Annotated in this window: 16 protein-coding genes; 8 read left to right on the forward strand and 8 right to left on the reverse strand. The window is 68.9% G+C overall.

Going from position 1 to position 17,678, the window contains the following annotated elements:
• Positions 1-3 precede the first annotated feature (3 nt).
• The 5 genes from AC1RJ9_RS03465 to AC1RJ9_RS03485 all read right to left on the reverse strand — a co-directional run bounded on the left by AC1RJ9_RS03465 (position 4) and on the right by AC1RJ9_RS03485 (position 5,120).
• Entirely contained in the window at positions 4-690 is a 687-nt protein-coding gene (locus AC1RJ9_RS03465) for a Crp/Fnr family transcriptional regulator (protein ID WP_492834687.1), read from the reverse strand.
• Positions 691-1,379: 689 nt separating this feature from the next.
• On the reverse strand, positions 1,380-2,039 hold the full coding sequence (locus tag AC1RJ9_RS03470) for an SH3 domain-containing protein (protein ID WP_492834685.1): 660 nt from the start codon (positions 2,037-2,039) through the stop codon (positions 1,380-1,382).
• Between the two features lie 126 nt (positions 2,040-2,165).
• The gene (locus AC1RJ9_RS03475; protein WP_492834683.1) at positions 2,166-3,299 is read right to left on the reverse strand and encodes an acyl-CoA dehydrogenase family protein; all 1,134 of its coding nucleotides are present in this window, start codon (positions 3,297-3,299) and stop codon (positions 2,166-2,168) included.
• The gene (locus AC1RJ9_RS03480) at positions 3,299-3,910 is read right to left on the reverse strand and encodes a 2-hydroxychromene-2-carboxylate isomerase (protein WP_492834681.1); all 612 of its coding nucleotides are present in this window, start codon (positions 3,908-3,910) and stop codon (positions 3,299-3,301) included. Before AC1RJ9_RS03480 ends, AC1RJ9_RS03475 begins: the two co-directional genes overlap by 1 nt.
• Before the next feature lie 4 nt (positions 3,911-3,914).
• Positions 3,915-5,120, reverse strand: a complete 1,206-nt coding sequence (locus AC1RJ9_RS03485; RefSeq protein WP_492834679.1) for an acyl-CoA dehydrogenase family protein — start codon at positions 5,118-5,120, stop codon at positions 3,915-3,917.
• 185 nt (positions 5,121-5,305) lie between these two features.
• Between AC1RJ9_RS03485 and AC1RJ9_RS03490 the strand changes: the two genes are divergently transcribed.
• Positions 5,306-6,958: a phosphatidylglycerol lysyltransferase domain-containing protein gene (locus AC1RJ9_RS03490; RefSeq protein ID WP_492834677.1), complete on the forward strand. Its 1,653-nt coding sequence runs from the start codon at positions 5,306-5,308 to the stop codon at positions 6,956-6,958.
• Between the two features lie 18 nt (positions 6,959-6,976).
• Here the strand turns inward: AC1RJ9_RS03490 and AC1RJ9_RS03495 are convergent, their stop codons facing one another.
• The gene (locus tag AC1RJ9_RS03495; protein WP_492834675.1) at positions 6,977-7,192 is read right to left on the reverse strand and encodes a hypothetical protein; all 216 of its coding nucleotides are present in this window, start codon (positions 7,190-7,192) and stop codon (positions 6,977-6,979) included.
• A gap of 209 nt (positions 7,193-7,401) precedes the next feature.
• Here AC1RJ9_RS03495 and AC1RJ9_RS03500 point away from each other — a divergent pair, with 209 nt between their 5' ends.
• The 6 genes from AC1RJ9_RS03500 to AC1RJ9_RS03525 all read left to right on the forward strand — a co-directional run bounded on the left by AC1RJ9_RS03500 (position 7,402) and on the right by AC1RJ9_RS03525 (position 13,248).
• On the forward strand, positions 7,402-10,356 hold the full coding sequence (locus AC1RJ9_RS03500; protein WP_492834673.1) for an SEL1-like repeat protein: 2,955 nt from the start codon (positions 7,402-7,404) through the stop codon (positions 10,354-10,356).
• A gap of 103 nt (positions 10,357-10,459) precedes the next feature.
• Complete coding sequence (locus AC1RJ9_RS03505; RefSeq protein ID WP_492834671.1) at positions 10,460-11,383, forward strand: sulfite exporter TauE/SafE family protein; 924 nt, start codon at positions 10,460-10,462, stop codon at positions 11,381-11,383.
• On the forward strand, positions 11,380-12,141 hold the full coding sequence (locus AC1RJ9_RS03510; protein WP_492834669.1) for a TIGR02186 family protein: 762 nt from the start codon (positions 11,380-11,382) through the stop codon (positions 12,139-12,141). Before AC1RJ9_RS03505 ends, AC1RJ9_RS03510 begins: the two co-directional genes overlap by 4 nt.
• A gap of 2 nt (positions 12,142-12,143) precedes the next feature.
• The gene (locus tag AC1RJ9_RS03515; protein WP_492834667.1) at positions 12,144-12,605 is read left to right on the forward strand and encodes a DUF3429 domain-containing protein; all 462 of its coding nucleotides are present in this window, start codon (positions 12,144-12,146) and stop codon (positions 12,603-12,605) included.
• 62 nt (positions 12,606-12,667) lie between these two features.
• Complete coding sequence (locus AC1RJ9_RS03520) at positions 12,668-12,943, forward strand: type II toxin-antitoxin system ParD family antitoxin (RefSeq protein WP_492834665.1); 276 nt, start codon at positions 12,668-12,670, stop codon at positions 12,941-12,943.
• Positions 12,943-13,248 carry a type II toxin-antitoxin system RelE/ParE family toxin gene (locus AC1RJ9_RS03525; protein WP_492834663.1) on the forward strand — a complete coding sequence of 102 codons (306 nt, stop codon included), beginning with the start codon at positions 12,943-12,945 and terminating at the stop codon, positions 13,246-13,248. Before AC1RJ9_RS03520 ends, AC1RJ9_RS03525 begins: the two co-directional genes overlap by 1 nt.
• On the opposite strand, the gene pdeM is transcribed toward AC1RJ9_RS03525, so the two are convergent.
• On the reverse strand, positions 13,245-13,952 hold the full coding sequence (gene pdeM / locus AC1RJ9_RS03530; protein ID WP_492834661.1) for a ligase-associated DNA damage response endonuclease PdeM: 708 nt from the start codon (positions 13,950-13,952) through the stop codon (positions 13,245-13,247). The two genes, AC1RJ9_RS03525 and pdeM, sit on opposite strands and share 4 nt — an antisense overlap.
• Complete coding sequence (locus AC1RJ9_RS03535; RefSeq protein ID WP_492834659.1) at positions 13,949-16,507, reverse strand: ligase-associated DNA damage response DEXH box helicase; 2,559 nt, start codon at positions 16,505-16,507, stop codon at positions 13,949-13,951. The genes pdeM and AC1RJ9_RS03535 overlap by 4 nt, the downstream gene beginning before the upstream one ends.
• 146 nt (positions 16,508-16,653) lie before the next feature.
• On the opposite strand from AC1RJ9_RS03535, the gene AC1RJ9_RS03540 reads away from it, so the two are divergent.
• Complete coding sequence (locus AC1RJ9_RS03540; RefSeq protein WP_492834657.1) at positions 16,654-17,640, forward strand: SEL1-like repeat protein; 987 nt, start codon at positions 16,654-16,656, stop codon at positions 17,638-17,640.
• The last annotated feature ends 38 nt before the right edge of the window (positions 17,641-17,678 follow it).

A 17,678-nucleotide genomic window follows, 5' to 3' on the forward strand; every position in this document is an offset into this window, starting at 1 on the left:
GCTCTAGCCGGCGAAAGACGCCGGCAGCAGCCGCTCGTAGCCGCGACGCACGGCGCCGTAGCACTCACAGGCCATGGCTTCGAGGCCGTCGCGGTCCAGGATGTCGACCACGCCGCGGCGATAGCGGATCAGGCCCTTGCTCTGCAGCGAACCGGCGACGGCCGTGACGGTCGTGCGCTGGACGCCCAGCATGTCGGCCAGGAACTCCTGGGTCAGGTTGACCGTGTTGCTGTCGATGCGGTCGTGGCAGCCCAGCAGCCAGCGGCAGAAACGAGCCTCGACGGCGTGCAGGGCGTTGCAGGCCACCGACTGGATGGCGTGACCGAACAGCGCCTCGTTGTGGCGATCCACCAGATCGCGCAGCGCGGCGCTTCGCTTCCAGGCGTCATGCAGCGGCGCGGCGGCGATGCGCAGGGCCGAGCCCGGGGCCTGAACGATGGCGCGGCTCAGCGACTGACGCGGCGCGACGGCGACCATCAGGCCCAGGGCGCCCTCGCGACCGATGGTGGCCGACTCGATCGCCGCGCCGCTCTCCATCAGGGTCATCAGCGAGATGACGCAGTCATTCGGGAAATAGACCTGATCGATCAAGTCGCCCGGCTCGTAGAGCAGGCGTCCCTTATCGAGATCGACCGTGGACAGATGAGGCGCGAGAAGGGCCCTGTCTTCGGACGGCAGTGCGGAAAGCAAGCGGTTCTTCAAGATCGCCAACGGCCCAGTCATGCGGAATCGAACGCCGTCTCACGGCAAGGGTTTCAAGCTATAGGTGGGAGCGTTTCGGGGCGCCGTCGCTTAGCCGACACAATCCAGTCAGGATGGCCTTAAAAATAGAAGACCCAGACAAATGGTCTGCTTTTCGCCATCATTTGGCATTTCGAGTGTCTGTCGGGTATACGACATAACTACTAGATCAAGATGTCGTGCGACTTGAGGTGATCTGAAGTCGGAAAAGAAAAGCCGCCCTCGAGAGGCGGCTTGAAAGGTCGTCGGGGTTGGAAAAGGGTCAGGACAGGTCGACGCAGCTCTGCTGGGAGCATGTCCGGACGATCGCCGGCGAGGTTGGCCTTGGCGATCTCCCAGGCGAAGCGCATCGCTCCCTTTCGTGGTCACGGTCTTCGGAGAGACGGCGCTCGGCTTCGCCATGCTCTTGAATGGCGTCGTGCATGGGCGCTCTTCCTGCGATCGGGGAATCGCAAGGAAGAGCCGTTGGCGCAGGCGGCGGTTCCTGCGCCCCAGGCCGCCGAACGTGACCCGGGGACGGGAGGCGCTCGGACGATCTGGTCCCACGCGTGCGAGCCCTCGTCCGCTACCCTGAAGGCGAAGGTTCGAACGCGGCAGGCTGTTGGAACCGCACCGCCGGGCGGTCCCGCCGTTCAGAACTACTTCGGTTTGGCGAAGGCCGAGGACATCCAGCCCCGGGCGCCGTTCTCGTCGTCGACTTCCATCCAGACGCCGTTGCGCTGGCCGGTCGGATAGACCGCGCCGCCGGCCTTGACCTTGCCAACGATCGCGCCGGTCGGCGAGGCGGCGCCGCGCAAGGAGACTTCCTGGGTCGTGGCCAGAAGGTTCGGCGCGGCGGACGCGGTCGGCGCGGCGGTGGTCATGGCGGCCGAGATTTGCGTGACGGCGGCCGCGCCGCACTTGCCCTGATAGAGGCCGCCCATGACCGCCCGGCGCTGCTGCGCCACCTGGATGGTTTGGGCCTCGCGCTGGGCCTTGGCGGCGGCGGCGGCCTTGGCCTGGGCGGCGGCGGCGTTGGCGAACATGCCCAGGCCCGGGACGCGACCCAGGGCCCCGCTGTACAGCGCGGCGTTGACGCCCAGGCTGGCGGCTGTCTCGGCTCCCCGCGCGCCGGCCTCGGCGCTGGCGATGGCGTTGTTGGAGACCCCCATCATCTGGTCCATGCGAACCATCTCGGCGCTGATCTGGTCGCAGGTCATGGTCGCGTCGGCCGGATAGCTGAGCTGCAGCTGGGCCTGGGCGGAAGAGGCGAGGGCCAGGCTCAGCGCGAGGGTGGCGGCGGCGATGGTCTTGGTCATGATGGCTCCCCTGGACGGAAGCCGTCTTTGGCCCGCTCCCCGCGAGACCCGCTCCGTCAGTACGAGAACGACGGTATCCGGACCTCGCGGAGGCGGCCTATCCCCAGGGCTGGGGGTAGCGTCGGGTCAGAAACCCATCAGCCGCGCGTAGCGGTCGCGGTGGAAGCTGGCGCCGCCGAACAGGGCCTCGGTGACGCGGGCGCGCTTCATATAGAGGCCCGCGTCGTGGGCGTCGGTCATGCCGATGCCGCCATGCATCTGGACCATCTCGTTGGAGGCGAGGTGGACGAGGTCGCTGGCCTTGGCCTTGGCGAGGGAGGCCAGCGCCCGGGTATCGCCACCGGCGTCAAACGCTTCCAGGGTCGCTTCGACGCACGAGCGGGTGGTCTCGATGTCGGTGAACCACTTGGCGGCGCGATGCTGCAGGGCCTGGAACGTGCCGATGACCTGACCGAACTGAGTGCGGGTCTTGATGTAGTCCAGGGTGATGTCGAAAGCCGCCGAGGCGCTGCCCAGCATCTCGGCCGCCAGGCCGGCATAGGCGCGGTCCAGGACCGGCTCCAGCACCGCCCAGCCCTTGTCGACCTCGCCCAGCACCGCGTCGGCGCCGAGCTCCACGGCGTCGAAGGCGATCTGGGCCGCCCCGCGCGAGTCGATCAACGACAGGTGCGTGCGGGCGACGCCGGGCGCGTCGCCTGGGACCAGGAACAGGGTCAGGCCCTCTGTAGAGCCGACTTCGCCGCCGGTGCGAGCGACGACGATCAGCAGGTCGGCCGCTTCGCCGTCCAGCACCAGCGTCTTGGTCCCGTTCAGCACGTAGCCCGAGGCGCCCTTGGTCGCGGTCAGGGCCGTGCGGGCCGGGGCATGGTGCGAGCCCTCGTCGATCGCCAGGGTGGCGACGGCCTCGCCGGTGGCGATCTTCGGCAGCCAGGCCGACTTCTGCGCGTCCGAACCCCCCAGCTGAAGCGCCGAGGCGGCGATCATGGCGGTGGAGAGCAGGGGAGAGGCGGTCAGGGTGCGGCCGGTCTCTTCCAGAATCAGGCCCAGGCCCAGATAGCCGAAGGCCGAGCCGTCATAGTCCTCCGGCACGATCACCCCGGCCCAGCCCATCTGGCCCATCTCGGCCCAGGCGCCAGGATCGAAGCTCTGCCTGGACTTGCCGTCGCGCAGCTTGCGCAGGGCGCCGACGGGGGCGCTTTCGCTGGCCCAGCCCTTGGCGGCGTCGCGCAGCATGGTCTGTTCTTCGGTCAGGACGGCCATCAGGCGTGCTCCCTGGATTGATGATGGACGGCCCAGTCGAGGGCCTGTTCCAGACGGTCGTTGCCCCAGAAGAGCTCGCCGTCGGCGGTGAGAAAGCTGGGCGCGCCGAACAGCCCGCGTTCCTTGGCCATGCGGACATGGTCCTTCAGTAGGGCCTTGATCGGATCGGACTGAGCGGCGGCCAGGACGTGTTCGGGACCCGAGCCGACCTCGGCGATCAGCGGGGCGAGAACCTCGGGACTGGAGATATCCAGGTCGTCGACGAAGTTGGCTTGGTAGACGGCGCGGCTGAACTGGGGCGTCCAGCCGTCCTCCAGTCCGACCAGGGCCACGCGGGCGGCCAGCAGGCTGTTGCGCGGGAACTGGCTGGGGTGATGCAGGGGCAGGCCCTGCTGCTCGCAGACCCGCTCCAGGTCGCGCCACATGTACTCGCCTTTCACGGGGAAGGCGTTGAAAGGACTGTCTTTCAGCCCCTGCTGCTCATGGAACAGCGGGCCGACGATGAACGGCCGCCAGGCCACGGCCACCCCCTTGTCGGCGGCCAGCCGCTCGATGCGCATGGCCGCCGGATAGGAGTAGGTCGAGGCGAACTCGTACCAAAACTCGATCATCGGACTATTGGTGGTCCAGCAGGCCAAGAACCCGCTTGGCGACGACGTTGAGGTTCACCTCGCTGGTGCCGCCCTCGATCGAGTTGCCCTTGGCGCGGAGCATGGCGCGGGGGGCGGCCAGTTCTTCCGACGTGAAGCCTTCGCCTTCCCAGCCGAGACCCTGCAAGCCGAGCGCCTCGACCAGCAGCTCGGTGCGCTCCTGGTTCATCTTGGCGGCGGCGTACTTGATGATCGAGACGGCGGCGCTGGGGCCCGAGCCCTGCTTGGACTCCGCCTCGGCCCGGCGCACGGTCAGCATGAAGGCGTGGGCGTCCATCGAGTGGGCGGCCAGGCGGGCGCGGAAGTCGCCGTCGGCGATGCGGCCTTCGCTGTCGACGCCGATCTCCTTCTTGGCCGCGTCGACGGGCGAGAGCCCGCCGCCGCCGCCGAAGCCCGAGGCGCTGATGTTCTGGCGCTCGTACTGGAGCAGGCGCTTGGCGATGTCCCAGCCGCCGTTCAGCTTGCCGACCAACTGGTCCTTGGGGACCTTCACATTGTCGAAGAAGGTCTCGCAGAAGGGCGAGGAGCCGCTGATCAGCTTGATCGGTCGGGCCTCGACGCCCGGCGAGGTCATGTCGAACAGCACGAACGAAATGCCCTCGTGCTTCTTGCTGGTGTCGGTGCGCACCAGGCAGAAGATCCAGTCGGCCTGGTCGGCGTAGCTGGTCCAGACCTTCTGGCCGTTGATCAGGTAGTGGTCGCCCTTGTCTTCGCACTTGGTCTGCAGGGACGCGAGGTCGGAGCCGGCGCCGGGTTCGCTGTAGCCCTGGCACCAGCGGGTCTCGCCACGCACGATCTGCGGCAGGAAGCGCTGCTTCTGTTCCTCGGTGGCGTATTCCAGCAGCACCGGGCCCAGCATCCAGATTCCGAAGCTCATCAGGGCCGGGCGGGCCTTCAGGCGACGCAGCTCCTGCTCCAGCACCTTGTTCTGCGCCTTGGAGAGACCGCCGCCGCCATATTCCTTGGGCCACATCGGCGCGGTCCAGCCGCGCTCGGCCATGCAGTCCAGCCACAGCTTGGCGTCCGGGTTCTTCCAGACCATCTTGCGGCCGCCCCACGGGGCTTCGTCCTCGCCCATCGGCGCGTTCAGGGACGGCGGATAGTTAGCCTCGAGCCAGGCGCGGGTCTCGGCGCGGAAGGCGTCGAGCTCGGTTCCCCCGAAGTCGGCCATCGTCTCATCTCCCTAGTCGGACGGTTATTGGCCGCCACACTACGCCGCCCGGCGACGGCGGCAAGTCGATTCAAACGGTCGTTCGCATCTTCCATCGAGCCGCGACGGTGACCCTGTCATGGTTTGCGCGGTATAGGAGGTGTCATTGCTGGATCCCGCGAGGGATTCGTCCTTCCGGGATCTGGATGTCCTCGACAGTTTTCAGGCCCGCGGCCCTGGCGATCGCTCCGACCCTGGCGGCGATCCTGACCGCGTCGGCCGGAGTCATGCTGCTGGCCTCGGGGGCGACTCCCTCGGAACCGACCCGCTTCCTGCTGCTGCTGGCCTTCGCGCCGGACCTGCTGATCGAGATCAGCCACTTCTTCTCCTCCATCCTGGGCCTGGTCCTGCTGCTGCTGGCGTTCGGCCTGCGCGCGCGGCTGGGCGCGGCCTGGTGGGCGGCGCTGGCCGTGCTGGCCGCCTCGGCGGTGTTGGCGATCTTCAAGGGCCTGAACTGGGAAGAGACCGCCATGCTGTCGGTGTGCTTCCTGGCCATCCTGCCGTTCCACGACGCCTTTCCGCGCAAGGCGGCCCTGACCAAGATGGAGATCACGCCCGGCTGGCTGCTGTCGGCCGCCGCCGCCATCATCGGGGCCAGCCTGCTGGGCTGGTGGTCATTCCACCACACCGAATTCGCCGACAAGTCCTGGATCCGGGTGCTGCAGGACCATGACGAGGCCGCCCGCGCCATCCGCTCGTCGATCGCCGCGGCCATCGCGCTGCTGGCCGTCGGCGTCTGGCGACTGGTCGCCACGGCCGCCACGCCGGCCGTGGTCGACGACACCGATCCGGAATTCGACCGCGTCCGCGCCATCCTGGCCAAGGCCCAGGACGCCGAGCCCAGCGCCAACCTGGCCTTGCTGGGCGACAAGCGCTTCCTGTTCTCGGCCTCGGGCGAGAGCTTCCTGATGTTCGGCGTGCGAGGGCGGTCGTGGATCGCCTTGGGCGCGCCGGTTGGCAAGGAAGAGGAGCGCATGGAGCTCTTCTGGCGCTTCCGCGAACTGGCCGACGCCCATGCCGCGCGGGCCGGCTTCTACGGCCTGGGTCCCGATGACCTGCCGGACTCCGTGGACCTGGGCCTGGCCATCCAGAAGACGGGCGAAAGCGCCGCGGTGCCGCTGGAGGCCTTCAGCCTGGCCGGTCGCCGCCGCGAGGTTCTGCGCCGCAACTGGCGCAAGGCCGGGGAGGGCGGGGCGGCCTTCGAAATCCTGCCGGTCGGCGCCGCCGTGGCGATCATGGACGAGCTGAAGGCGATCTCCGACGCCTGGCTCAGCCACCACGCCGGCGGCGAGAAGAGCTTCTCTATGGGCGGCTTCGATCCGCGCTACGTGGCCGAGTTCCCGGTCGCGGTGGTGCGCGGCGAGGAGGGCAAGATCGTCGCCTTCGCCACCCTGTGGCTGACGGCGTGCAAGACCGCGTTCTCGATGGACCTGATGCGCTACTCCGACGAGGCGCCCAAGAACGTCATGGACTACCTGTTCGTCGAGCTGCTGCAGTGGGGCAAGGACGAGGGCTACCAGGCGTTCGAGTTCGGCATGGCCCCGCTGGCGGGGCTCGAGGATCGGCCGCTGGCGCCGATCATGTCGCGCGTGGGCCGGCTGCTCTACGAGCGCGGCGAGGAGATCTACAATTTCCAGGGCGTGCGGCGGTACAAGGACAAGTACGACCCCGTCTGGCAGCCGCGCTACATTGCCGCGCCCCACAAATGGGCGATCCCTTTCCTGCTCGCCGACATCGGCCTGCTGTCCTCGGGCGGGATGTCCGGCCTGACCAAACGGCCCAAGAAGGCCGCGAACTAGCCTTGCGACGCCCGCGACCTAGTAGCGCGGCGGGTTACCGGTCTGGACGCCCAACAGGTTGAACAGGTGCACCAACATCAGCATCAGGCCGACCACGCAGACCATCATCAGCGGACGCCAGGGCACCATGCGCGGGCCCTTTAGGACATTGATCGGACGCGCCCCCAGCCACCCGAAGACGAGGGCAAGAGTCAGGAACACAACCGCGGCGGAAATGGTCAGGGGTAGATCCATGGCCGCTTCTAGGCCTGCGACAATCCGCCTGGCAAATGGTTAACCCGCGTTAACCCTCTTGCGTTTTAACCACGCTACAGAACCTTGGGACTCTGTCCCGATTCCTCCACAGTGAATCGTGCAGCCACTACATCTGGCGTTTTGGTCGCGTTTACACCCCAGGAATCGGTGACTAGCGTTTTCCTCAGATGCGAGGAGATCGATTCGCAATGACTGCGGCGTCGCCATGGAGCGTTAAGGGGATCGACCCCAAGGCACGGGAGGTCGCCAAGGACCTCGCGCGTCGCTCCGGCATGACTCTGGGCGAATGGCTCAATCGTATGATCATCGAGGGCGATGGTCAGGCGGCGGAGCAGTTCGCCGACAAGCCCGCGGATCGGGACGAGGCGCGCAGCCGCGCCTATCTGGAAGTCGTCAAGGAGGATGCGCCCCCGCGTATCGAGATCGCCGAACACCCGGCGGACGAGGTCGGCCGCGTGGCCCTGGCCCTGGACCGCCTGACACAGCGCATCGAGGCCGCCGAAGGCCGCAACGCCGCCGCCATCTCCGGCATCGACCATTCCGTCCGCGACGCCCTCACGCGCCTGGGACGGTCCGAGCGTGAACAGATCGCCGTGGCCGCCCGTTTCGAGGGCGCCGTCGACGAGTTGAAGACCGAGCAGGCGCGCGCCGCCGAGCGGACGCGCCGCATGGAGGCCGAAGCGGCCGGGCCGCGCTCGGCCGAGGCGCTTCGCGCGCTCGAAGGCGCCTTGGGCAAGGTCGCCAGCCACCTCTATGACGGCGAGGCCCGCACCCGCGAGGCGATCGCCGCTTTGGAAGCCCGCGTCAACGCGACGTCGGCGCCGCAGGATCCCACCGCCCTGGTCGACGCCGTCGTGGCGCGCCTCAGCGAACGCCTGGAAGCCGCCGAGACCCGCACCAGCGAGGCGCTGCGCGACATGAGCTCGTCGTTCTCGGCGCTGGACCAGCGCCTGGGCGCGGTCGAGGGCGCCAATCCGGCCGCCGGCGTGCAGGAGCGCCTCGACAGTCTGGCCGTCAGCCTGACCCAGAAGATGGAAGCCGCGCGCCTGGAGATGGCCGCCAAGCTGAAGGAATCCGCCGACGGTCGCTTCGACCGCATGGAGCGCAAGCTGGGCGAGATGGCCGCCCACGTTCAGGCCGCCGAGCAGCGCTCGGCCCAGGCCATCGAGCGCATGGGCCGCGAAGTGGTCGGCGTCGCCGACGCCTTCAATCGTCGCGTCCAGGCCGCCGAGCAGCGCAACGCCACGGCCATCGAGCAGGTCGGCGGCGAAGTGGCGCGCATCGCCGCCACCGTCGAGCACAAGCTGAACCGCGCCGACAGCGTCCAGGCCCAGGCCCTGGAAAAGCTGGGCGCGGAAATCGCCCGCATCACCGAGAAGCTGGCCGAGCGCATCGGCAGCGCCGAGCGCCGCAACGCCCTGGCCATCGACGATGTCGGCGAGCAGGTCGCCCGCGTCACCGAGCGCCTGAACCAACGCCACGAACGCTCCAGCCAGGAGCTGGTCGACCGCATCCGCCAGAGCGAGGAGCGCACGCTCCGCATGCTGGAAGAGGCGCGCGAAAAGATCGACACCCGCCTGCACGACGCCCAGCGCAAGCTGGAAGCCGCGCCGCCGCAGGTGGCCGCGGCCCCCGCGCCGGCCCGTGTCGCTCCGGCCCCGGCGGTCTCGCCGTTCGATGATCCCTATTTCGGCCGGTCGGCCTCGTTCAGCCAGTCGGCTTCGTTCGACGACGACCAGGACGTGTTCGCCCCCCCGGCCGCTCCGTCGCGCGAGCCCAGCTTCGAGATCGCCGAGTTCCCGGCCGCCGAGCCGGAAGAGCGCGCCTTCGCGCACGACGACTACGCCATGGCCGACGGATTCGAGCCGGAGGCGCCGCGCTACGAGGAGGTCGAGCCCGAGGTCTCCGACTTCGCTCCGGTCCAGCCTACCCGGCCTATGTCGACCCGCGACATCATCGAGCAGGCCCGCGCCGCCGCGCGCGCCGCCGCGGCCGCCGACGCCAAGACCGTGGGCAAGGCCAAGCCGGAAAAGAAGGCCAAGGCCCCCAAGCCGGCGAAGGGTGAAAAGACCGGAACGCCGCTGTTCAGCGGCTTCGGCTTCGCCAGGAAGTCCAAGAGCCGCCTGGGCGCGACCGTCGCCACCGCCGTGATGGTGTTTGGCGGCGCCGGCGCCCTGGGCGCCATGGTCGGCGGCTTCATGCTGCTCAGCGCCGACGGCAGCGGGGCGACCCCGACCCGCGTCGCCGACGCCATCGCCGGCCGCAAGTCGGACGTCGAGGTCACCCGTCCGGAAGCCGACACCACGCCGGGCCAGCCGCGCGCCGCCGTGGCCCTGACCACGGGCGTCACGCCCGTTCAGGCCGACGCCGCGGCCGCGCCGGTCGCCACCGACAACGCCAAGGCCCTGTTCGAGGACGGCGTCCGCAAGATCGAGATCGGCGACCGCTCGGGCCTCGACATCCTGCGTAAGGCCGCCAACGGTGGCTATCCCGCCGCGCAGTTCTACCTCTCGAAGATGTATGAGGCCGGCAAGGGCGGCGTGAAGCAGGACATGCCGGAAGCCCGCCGCTGGAGCGAACGCGCGGCCGCCGGCGGTGACCCGCGCGCCATGCACAACCTGGCGCTCTACTACTTCAAGGGCGAGGGCGGCCCGCGCAACTCGACCACGGCGGCGACCTGGTTCCGCAAGGCCGCCGACACCGGCCTGGTCGACAGCCAGTTCAACCTGGCCCAGCTCTACGAAAGCGGCCTAGGCGTCAGCCAGAACCCGGCGGAAGCCTACAAGTGGTACGTGATCGCCGGCCGTTCGGGCGACGCCACCGCCCGCAGCCGGGCCAACGCCCTGCGCGCCCAGCTGACGGCCGAGGCCCAGCAGACCGCCGATCGCTCGGCCCTGGCCTTCCGTCCGCAAACCCAGACCCAGACGGCCAGCCTGACCGCGTCGGCCCCGGCCGCCAACGCCAACCTGGGCATGGCCCAGAAGGTGCTGTCGCAGCTCGGCTACTACCAGGGTCCGCGCGATGGCGTCGCTTCGCCGGCCCTGCGCATGGCCATCGCCGCCTACCAGCGCGACCAGGGGCTGCCGGCCTCGGGCGGCATGGACGGCGAGACCCTGAACCGCCTGTCGGTCTACGCGCGCTAGGTTGATCTTCCCGCGCAACGCGGGAGAGCATCTATCGCGTTGACCCTCCGGCCTTCACCCGGCAATCAGGGATATCCCGGACGCCGAAAGGGCCGCGCGCGCCTTGCACTTCTACCTGCCCATCGCCGAGGTGTCGGTGAACGCGCTGCTGCTGGTGGTGCTGGGCGGGCTCGTGGGCTTCATCTCCGGCATGTTCGGCATCGGCGGCGGCTTCCTGATGACGCCGGTTCTGGTGTTCATGGGCATCCCGCCGGTCGTGGCCGTGGCCAGCGAGGCCAACCACGTCGCCGCCTCGTCGGTCTCCAGCGTCATCGCCTACAGCAAGAAGCGCTCGGTCGATTTCCGCATGGGCGGGGTGCTGGCCTGCGGCGGGGCGATCGGCTCGTTCATCGGGGTCGAGGTGTTTCGCTGGTTGCGCCTGATCGGCCAGGCGGATTTCGCGGTGTCGCTGTCCTACCTGCTGTTCCTGGGCGTCATCGGCGGACTGATGCTGACGGAGTCGGTGGGGACGATCCTGCGCCGCCGGAGCGGCCAGCCGCCCAAGCCGCGCCGCGACCGGCGACCGGCGCTGCTGTACGCCCTGCCGTTCAAGGTCCGCTTCCCGCGCTCGCGGCTCTATATCAGCGTCATCCCGCCGGTCCTGCTGGGCGTGTTCGTCGGCGTCCTGTCGGCGGTGATGGGCGTCGGCGGCGGCTTCATCCTGGTGCCGGCCATGATCTACCTGCTGCGCATGCCCGCGCCGGTGGTCATTGGCACCAGCCTGTTCCAGATCGTCATCACCACCTCGCTGACCAGCGTGTTGCAGGCCGGCCGCAACCAGACGGTCGATATCGTGCTGGCGACCCTGCTGCTGATCGGCGGGGTGATCGGGGCGCAGCTGGGCGCGCGGGCCTCGGGCCGCTTCCGCGCCGAGGAGTTGCGGGCGCTTCTGGCCCTGCTGGTGCTGGTCGTTGGCCTGCGCATGGGCGCGGACCTGTTCATCAGGCCCGAGGAAGCCTTCGTCCTGATGACGGGAGCGAGCCGATGATTCCGTTGGTCGCCGCCCCGCCCGCGCCGGCGGTCTCGGCCGCCCTGACCGACACCGAGATCCGGGTCAGCTCCGGCTTCCGGGGCGCGCGGATCGTGCTCTATGGCGCGGTGTTCGATCCGACGGACCGGCCCAGCGACATCGTCGTCATCGTCCGCGGCCCCGACCAGCCGCTGCGTATCGCCCGCAAGACCCAGGTCGCCGGCCTGTGGCTGAACAGCCGTCCCGTGGTGTTCCGCGGCGCCCCGGGCTTCTATCGCGTGGCCTCCACCCGCAAGCTGCAGGACATCGCCGGCTTCGCCCCCTTGCGCCACCTGGGCGCGGGGCTGGAGCACCTGGCCATCGCCGCGCCCCTGGAGCAGCGGGTCGAGACCACCTATGGCGTCCGCGACGTCGTGGTCAGCCGCTTGGGCGCGGACTACCTCGACTGGCGGCGCGCCGTGCTGCGCCTGAAGGAGAAGGCCGGCCTTTATGCCGCAGACCCGCAAGGCGTCCGCTTCGTCGACAAGGGCCTGTTCCGCGCCGAGCTGGACCTGCCGGCCGAGGCGCCGATCGGGCGGTACACGGCCCGCATCGTGCTGTTCCAGGACGGCAAGCCGGTGTCGATCCGCGACCGCGCCCTGGTGGTCGAGAAGGCCGGCGCCGAGCGGGCGCTCTATGTCTTCGCCAAAGATCGTCCGTGGACCTATGGGCTCGTGTCGGTAATAGTCGCGCTCGGGGCAGGGTGGGCGGCTTCGGTCGCCTTCCGAAGGAGTTGAGCATGAACGAGTCCGCGGGCGAGCGGACGCCGGTTCCGCCGGCGGTATGGGTCTTTGGTCTATCGACCCTGATTCCTTTCTTCATCTCGTCGGTGTTGTTCTGCTACGGCCCCGACAGCATCCAGAAGTCGTCTCTGACGGCGCTGCTGGCCTATTCGGCCGCCATGGTCTCGTACTTCGGGGGCGTGCGCACGGGGCTGGAGATCGAGAACCCCAGCCCACGCTGGTCGGTCCTGGGCATCTCGCTGCTGTTCCCGCTGTCGGGTTTCGGCCTGTTGCTGGGCGAGCTGAAGTTCGAGCCGGCCTGGCAGCTGTCGGGCTTCCTGCTGGTCTTCCTGCTGCAATGGGTCTGGGACGTCACCGACCACGAGGGCCCCAGCTGGCGCCCGCGCATGCGCACCCTGCTGACCGCCGGCGCGGCCATTTCCCTGGCCTTCGCCCTGGAGCAAGCGCTGCATATGTGAAGCGGATCGGCTTGCTGGGTAAGCATTGATAGGATTTAATCCTACCAGGATCCGAGGCCGTCATGCGATCGACCAAGCAGCTTAGCGTCACCCTTCCCAATGAAATGGCCGCCCAGGTCAGGGCGAAGGTCGAGTCCGGCGCCTATGCCAGCGAGAGCGAGGTGATCCGGGAGGGCCTGCGCGCGCTTCAAGCTCAAGAACGGGCGCTGGAAGCCTGGCTGCATGGCGAGGCCGCCAAGGCCTACGACGCCTTTGAAGCGGATCCTTCCCGGGGGCGATCGAGTGAGGATGTTCGTGCGGCGTTAGCCGCCGCGCACACGCGCGCTTTCAAGACCTGATGTGCGGCTATTCGGTCGTCTATACGCCGGAAGCGGAGGCTCAGCTTCTCGCGCTCTACCACTATCTGTCCGTCGAGGCGTCGCCGAGGACGGCGGCGCGCTTCACGGATGAGATCGTCGATCGCTGTGAAGCGCTTAGCAGCTTTCCAGAACGTGGCGCGCCGCGGTTCGACGTGCGGCCAGGTCTTCGCACCCTGCCTTTCCGGCGCGTGACGATCACCTACGCCTTGAAGGGCCGACAGGTGGTCATTGTCGGCATCTTCTATGGCGGCCAGGACTACGAAAGCATCCTGGGGCAGGACTAATCCGGCCGCAGCGACTTTCGTCCCACCGCGTGGACCCGCTTGGGCCCCAGCGCGCCGGCCAGCAGCGGACCGGCGAACAGGTTCGAGAACGCCTCGTCCAGGATGTTCAGACCCCCCGTGAAGGCTCCGAACGCTGGCAGCACCAGGCGCTGACCGTCGGTGACGAAGCAGCGGCGGCGGGTGGTGGCGCGGCCGCTGGTGATCTTGGCCGCCGGGTGCAGGTGGCCGGCGACCTCGCCCAGCTGGACGCCCGGAACCGGCTCGTGGCGCAAGGTCAGGCCCGAGACCGAGGCCTCGTCGATGATGTCGCCGGGCAGCACCCTGGGTCCCTCAGCATCGTGATTGCCGACCGCCCAGACGAGATCGCGGCCCAGGGCCAGGCCTTCCAATCGCCTGTAGTCGTCCGCCGCCAGCCGCGCCTCGCCGCCGCCGTCGTGGAAGCTGTCGCCCAGGAAGATCAGGCGCGCGGGCGAGAGCAGGGCGATCTCGCGGTCCAGGCGATCCAGCGTTTCGCGCGTGTCGTAGGGCGGCAGCATCTGGCCGAAGCGCGCGGCGTAGCTGCTGCCCTTCTCGAAATGCAGGTCGGCGACGACGAGCGTGTTCTCGCGCTCCAGCCACAGGGCGCCGGACCAGCGCAGCATGACCTCGACATTGGCCAGGCCGACCCGCAGGCCGCCGCAGAGGGAGGGTTCGAAACGCGTCACGACATGGCCTCGGCGATCAGGTCTTCCTCGGCCTCGGCCAGGATCATTTCGCCGGCCGCGTCGCCCGGCGCGCGTTCGCGGCCGATCTCCAGCATGATCGGCACGGCGAACGGCGAGACGCGATCCAGCCGCACGTGGCGGATGCGGCCCTGCACGCGGGTCAGCATGTCGCCCAGCCGGGCGATATCGAGCATGCCGGTGGCGGCGTCGTGTCGGGCGCAGCGGAGCATCAGATGATCGGGTTGGTGTTTGCGCAGCACGTCGTAGATCAGGTCGGTGGAGAAGGTCACCTGCCGTCCTGACTTCTCGGCGCCAGGGTGGCGGCGCTCGATCAGCCCGGCGATCAGGGCGCAGTGCTTGAAGGCCCGCTTCATCATGAAGCTTTCGTCCAGCCAGGCCTCCAGGTCGTCGCCCAGCATGTCCTGGGCGAACAGGTCGTCGAGATCCAGACCGTCCATCGGCCGCAGCGACCAGATGTTGAGGGCGTAGTCGTTACAGACGAAGCCCAGCGGCCCAACGCCCAGGCGGTCCAGCCGCCGGGTCAGCAGCATGGCCAGGGTGGTGTGGGCCAGGCGCCCGTCGAACGGATAGCAGACCAAGTGGAAGCGCTTGCCGCGCTGGAAGGTCTCCAGCAGCATCTCACCATCGCCGGGGATGGCCGAGCGGACCTTCTGCCAGCTCAGCCACTCCTGGACGTCCGGCGGCAGGGCGGCCCATTCGCGCTCGTCGTGCATCATCTGGCGCACGCGGCTGGCCAGATAGGTGGAAAGCGGGAACTTGGAGCCGCCCCAACTGGGCATTTTCGGGTCGTCGTTCGGCGCGGGCGAGACGAAGGCGTCGGCGCCCACGAGGCTGTTGTAGCGCCAGACCTGGCCGGCGAAGACGAAGGTGTCGCCCGGGGTCAGCTGCTCGAAATAGCCCTCTTCCGCCTCGCCGATCTTGCGGCCGCCCATCGGCCTCTTGCCGCCGCCGATGCGGATGTTGATCATGCCCGGCGAGACGATGGCCCCGACGTTCATCCGATGCTGTTGGCGGGCCTGGGCGTTGCGGGCGGTCCACAGGCCATCCTCGTTGCGCACGATGCGGCGGAACTTGTCGTAGGTGCGCAGGGCGTAGCCGCCGGTCGAAACGAAGTCGACGACGGTCTCGAAGTCCTCCCAGGAGAGCTCGGCATAGGGACCGGCCGAGCGGACCTCGTCATAGAGCGCGGTCAGCGCGAAGGGTTCGGAGCAGGCGCAGCCCATGACGTGCTGGGCCAGGACGTCGAGCGCGCCGATGCGCGGGGGATCGCCGTCCAGGTGGTTTTCCAGGATGGCGTCGGCGGCGGCGCGGCACTCCAGCATCTCGAAGCGGCTGGCGGGCACGAACAGGGCGCGGCTGGGTTCGTCCAGGCGGTGGTTGGCGCGGCCGATCCGCTGCACCATCCGCGAGGCGCCCTTGGGCGCGGCCAGCTGGATGACGAGATCGACGTCGCCCCAGTCGATGCCCATGTCCAGGGTCGAGGTGCAGACCACGGCCCGCAGCGCGCCGCGCGTCATGGCCGCCTCGACCTTGCGGCGTTGCTCGGCCGACAGGCTGCCGTGGTGCAGGGCGATCGGCAGGTCGTCCTCGTTCAGCTCCCACAGACGCTGGAAGGCGAATTCGGCCTGGAAGCGGGTGTTGACGAAGATCAGCGCTGTCTTCGACGACTTGATGATCTCGTAGACCTCGGCCATGGCGTGCTCGGCCGTATGGCCGGCCCACGGCACGCGACCGCCGGAGACGAGGACTTCCACGACCGGCTGCGCGCCGCCCGAGCCGAGGACGAGGTCGATGTTCGAGCCCCTTCCCCCTTGCGGGGAAGGGGTTGGGGATGGGGGTGCTTTCTGGGCGTCGGCGGCGCTGACACCCCCACCCCCTGCCCCCTCCCCGCAAGGGGGAGGGGAGGTCACGTCGTTACACCCCAGCCACTTCCGAACCAGGTCCGGATCGTCGACCGTCGCCGACAGCCCCACCCGTCGCATCGACGGCGCGAACTGTTGCAGGCGCGCCAGGCCCAGCGCCAGTAGATCGCCCCGCTTGCTGGGCCAGATCGCGTGGGCCTCGTCGATGATCACGCAGCGCAGGTCGCTGAAGTACTCCCGCGCGCCTTCCCAGGCGCAGAACAGAGCCAGTTGCTCGGGCGTGGTTAGCAGAATGTCCGGCGGTCTCACCCTTTGACGCGCCTTGCGGGCCTCGCCGGTGTCGCCGGTGCGGCTCTCGGCCACGATCTTCAGGCCCATCTCGCGGATGGGGGTCAGGAGGTTGCGCTCGACATCGACGGCCAGGGCCTTCAGCGGCGAGATGTAGAGGGTATGCACCCCGGCCGGCGTGTTGCGCGGCGGGCGTTCGGACAGCTCGATCAGGCTGGGCAGGAAGCCGGCCAGGGTCTTGCCGCCGCCCGTCGGGGCGATCAGCAGGGCGCCGCGCCCCTCGCGCGCCTTCTCCAGCATGGCCAACTGGTGCTCGCGCGGGCTCCAGCCACGGGCGGCGAACCAGTCTTGGAACTTGGGAGGAAGGGCGTCAGCCGCGAGCATTGACCGCGATATAGCATGTTCCCCTTCTGTTTCATCCGTCTTTTGAACCCGTATCGGGCGAGTCTGGTTGCGCGCGGCCGAGCGGGCGGGTGTCTGCCTTGACGCTCCCGCGGTCGATGCGACGATCCCGGGACGGTGGGGACGTGATGCGTAGCAGAGTGCCGCCCTTGATGTTGGTGTTGGCGTTGTCGCCGTCGTTGTTGATGGGCGGCGGCGCGGCGTTCGCGCGAGCGGACGGTTCCGCCGAAGCCAGGGCGACCTTCGCGGCGGCCCTGAAGGACGCCCAGGGCGGCGACGCCACGCGCTATGTCGACCTGGCCAAGCTGTACCTGGACGGGGAGGGCGTCGATCGCGACGTGCCCCAGGCCCTGGCCTGGCTGCGCAAGGGCGTCGCTTGCGGGGATCCCGACGCCATGGTCGAGCTGGGCAATGTCTATTTCGACGGCGCGGACGGGGTGAAGGTCGACCGCCGGGCCGCCATGAAGCTCTACGCCCAGGCCGCGCGGCTGGGGGACCCCAACGGCATGTACAATCTCGGCGTCGCTTACGAAGGCGGCGAGGGGCTGCCCGAGAACCCGCGCCTGGCGCTGGCCTGGTACCTGAAGGCCGCCGGCGCCGGTTCCGCGCGCGGCTATTACAGCGCCGCCGAGGCCTATCTGGACGGCGCCGGAACGCGGGTCGACACGGCCAAGGGCGTGGCCCTGCTGCGCAAGGCGATCGAGATGGGCTCGCCCGACGCCATGAACGAGATGGGCCGGCTGCACTCGGAGGGGACGGGCGTGCGCCTGGACCAGGCCGAGGCCCTGAAGTTCTACCGCGCCGCCGCCGCCAACGATCTGGCGGCCGGCATGTCGAACCTGGGCGTCGCGCACCACAACGGCGAGGGCGTACCGATCAACTACACGGAGGCCATGCGCTGGTTCCAGATGGCCGCCGAGCGGGGCTATCTGGAGGCGTGGTACGACCTTGGCGTCATGTGCGAGCGCGGCCAGGGCGTCAAGGCCGACGACGACCTCGCTTTGCGGATGTACCGCAAGGCGGCCGAGAGCAAGGACGCGGACCTGCGCCAGAAGGCCCAGAAGGCGATCAACCGTCTGGAAGGCTTGGACGACGATGAGGTTCCGGTCGTCTGAAGCCTCTGTTCTTATTCTGTTTCGTGGCGGTTTCTGCT

Source organism: Caulobacter sp. GW822-FHT07D08 (assembly GCF_058798735.1).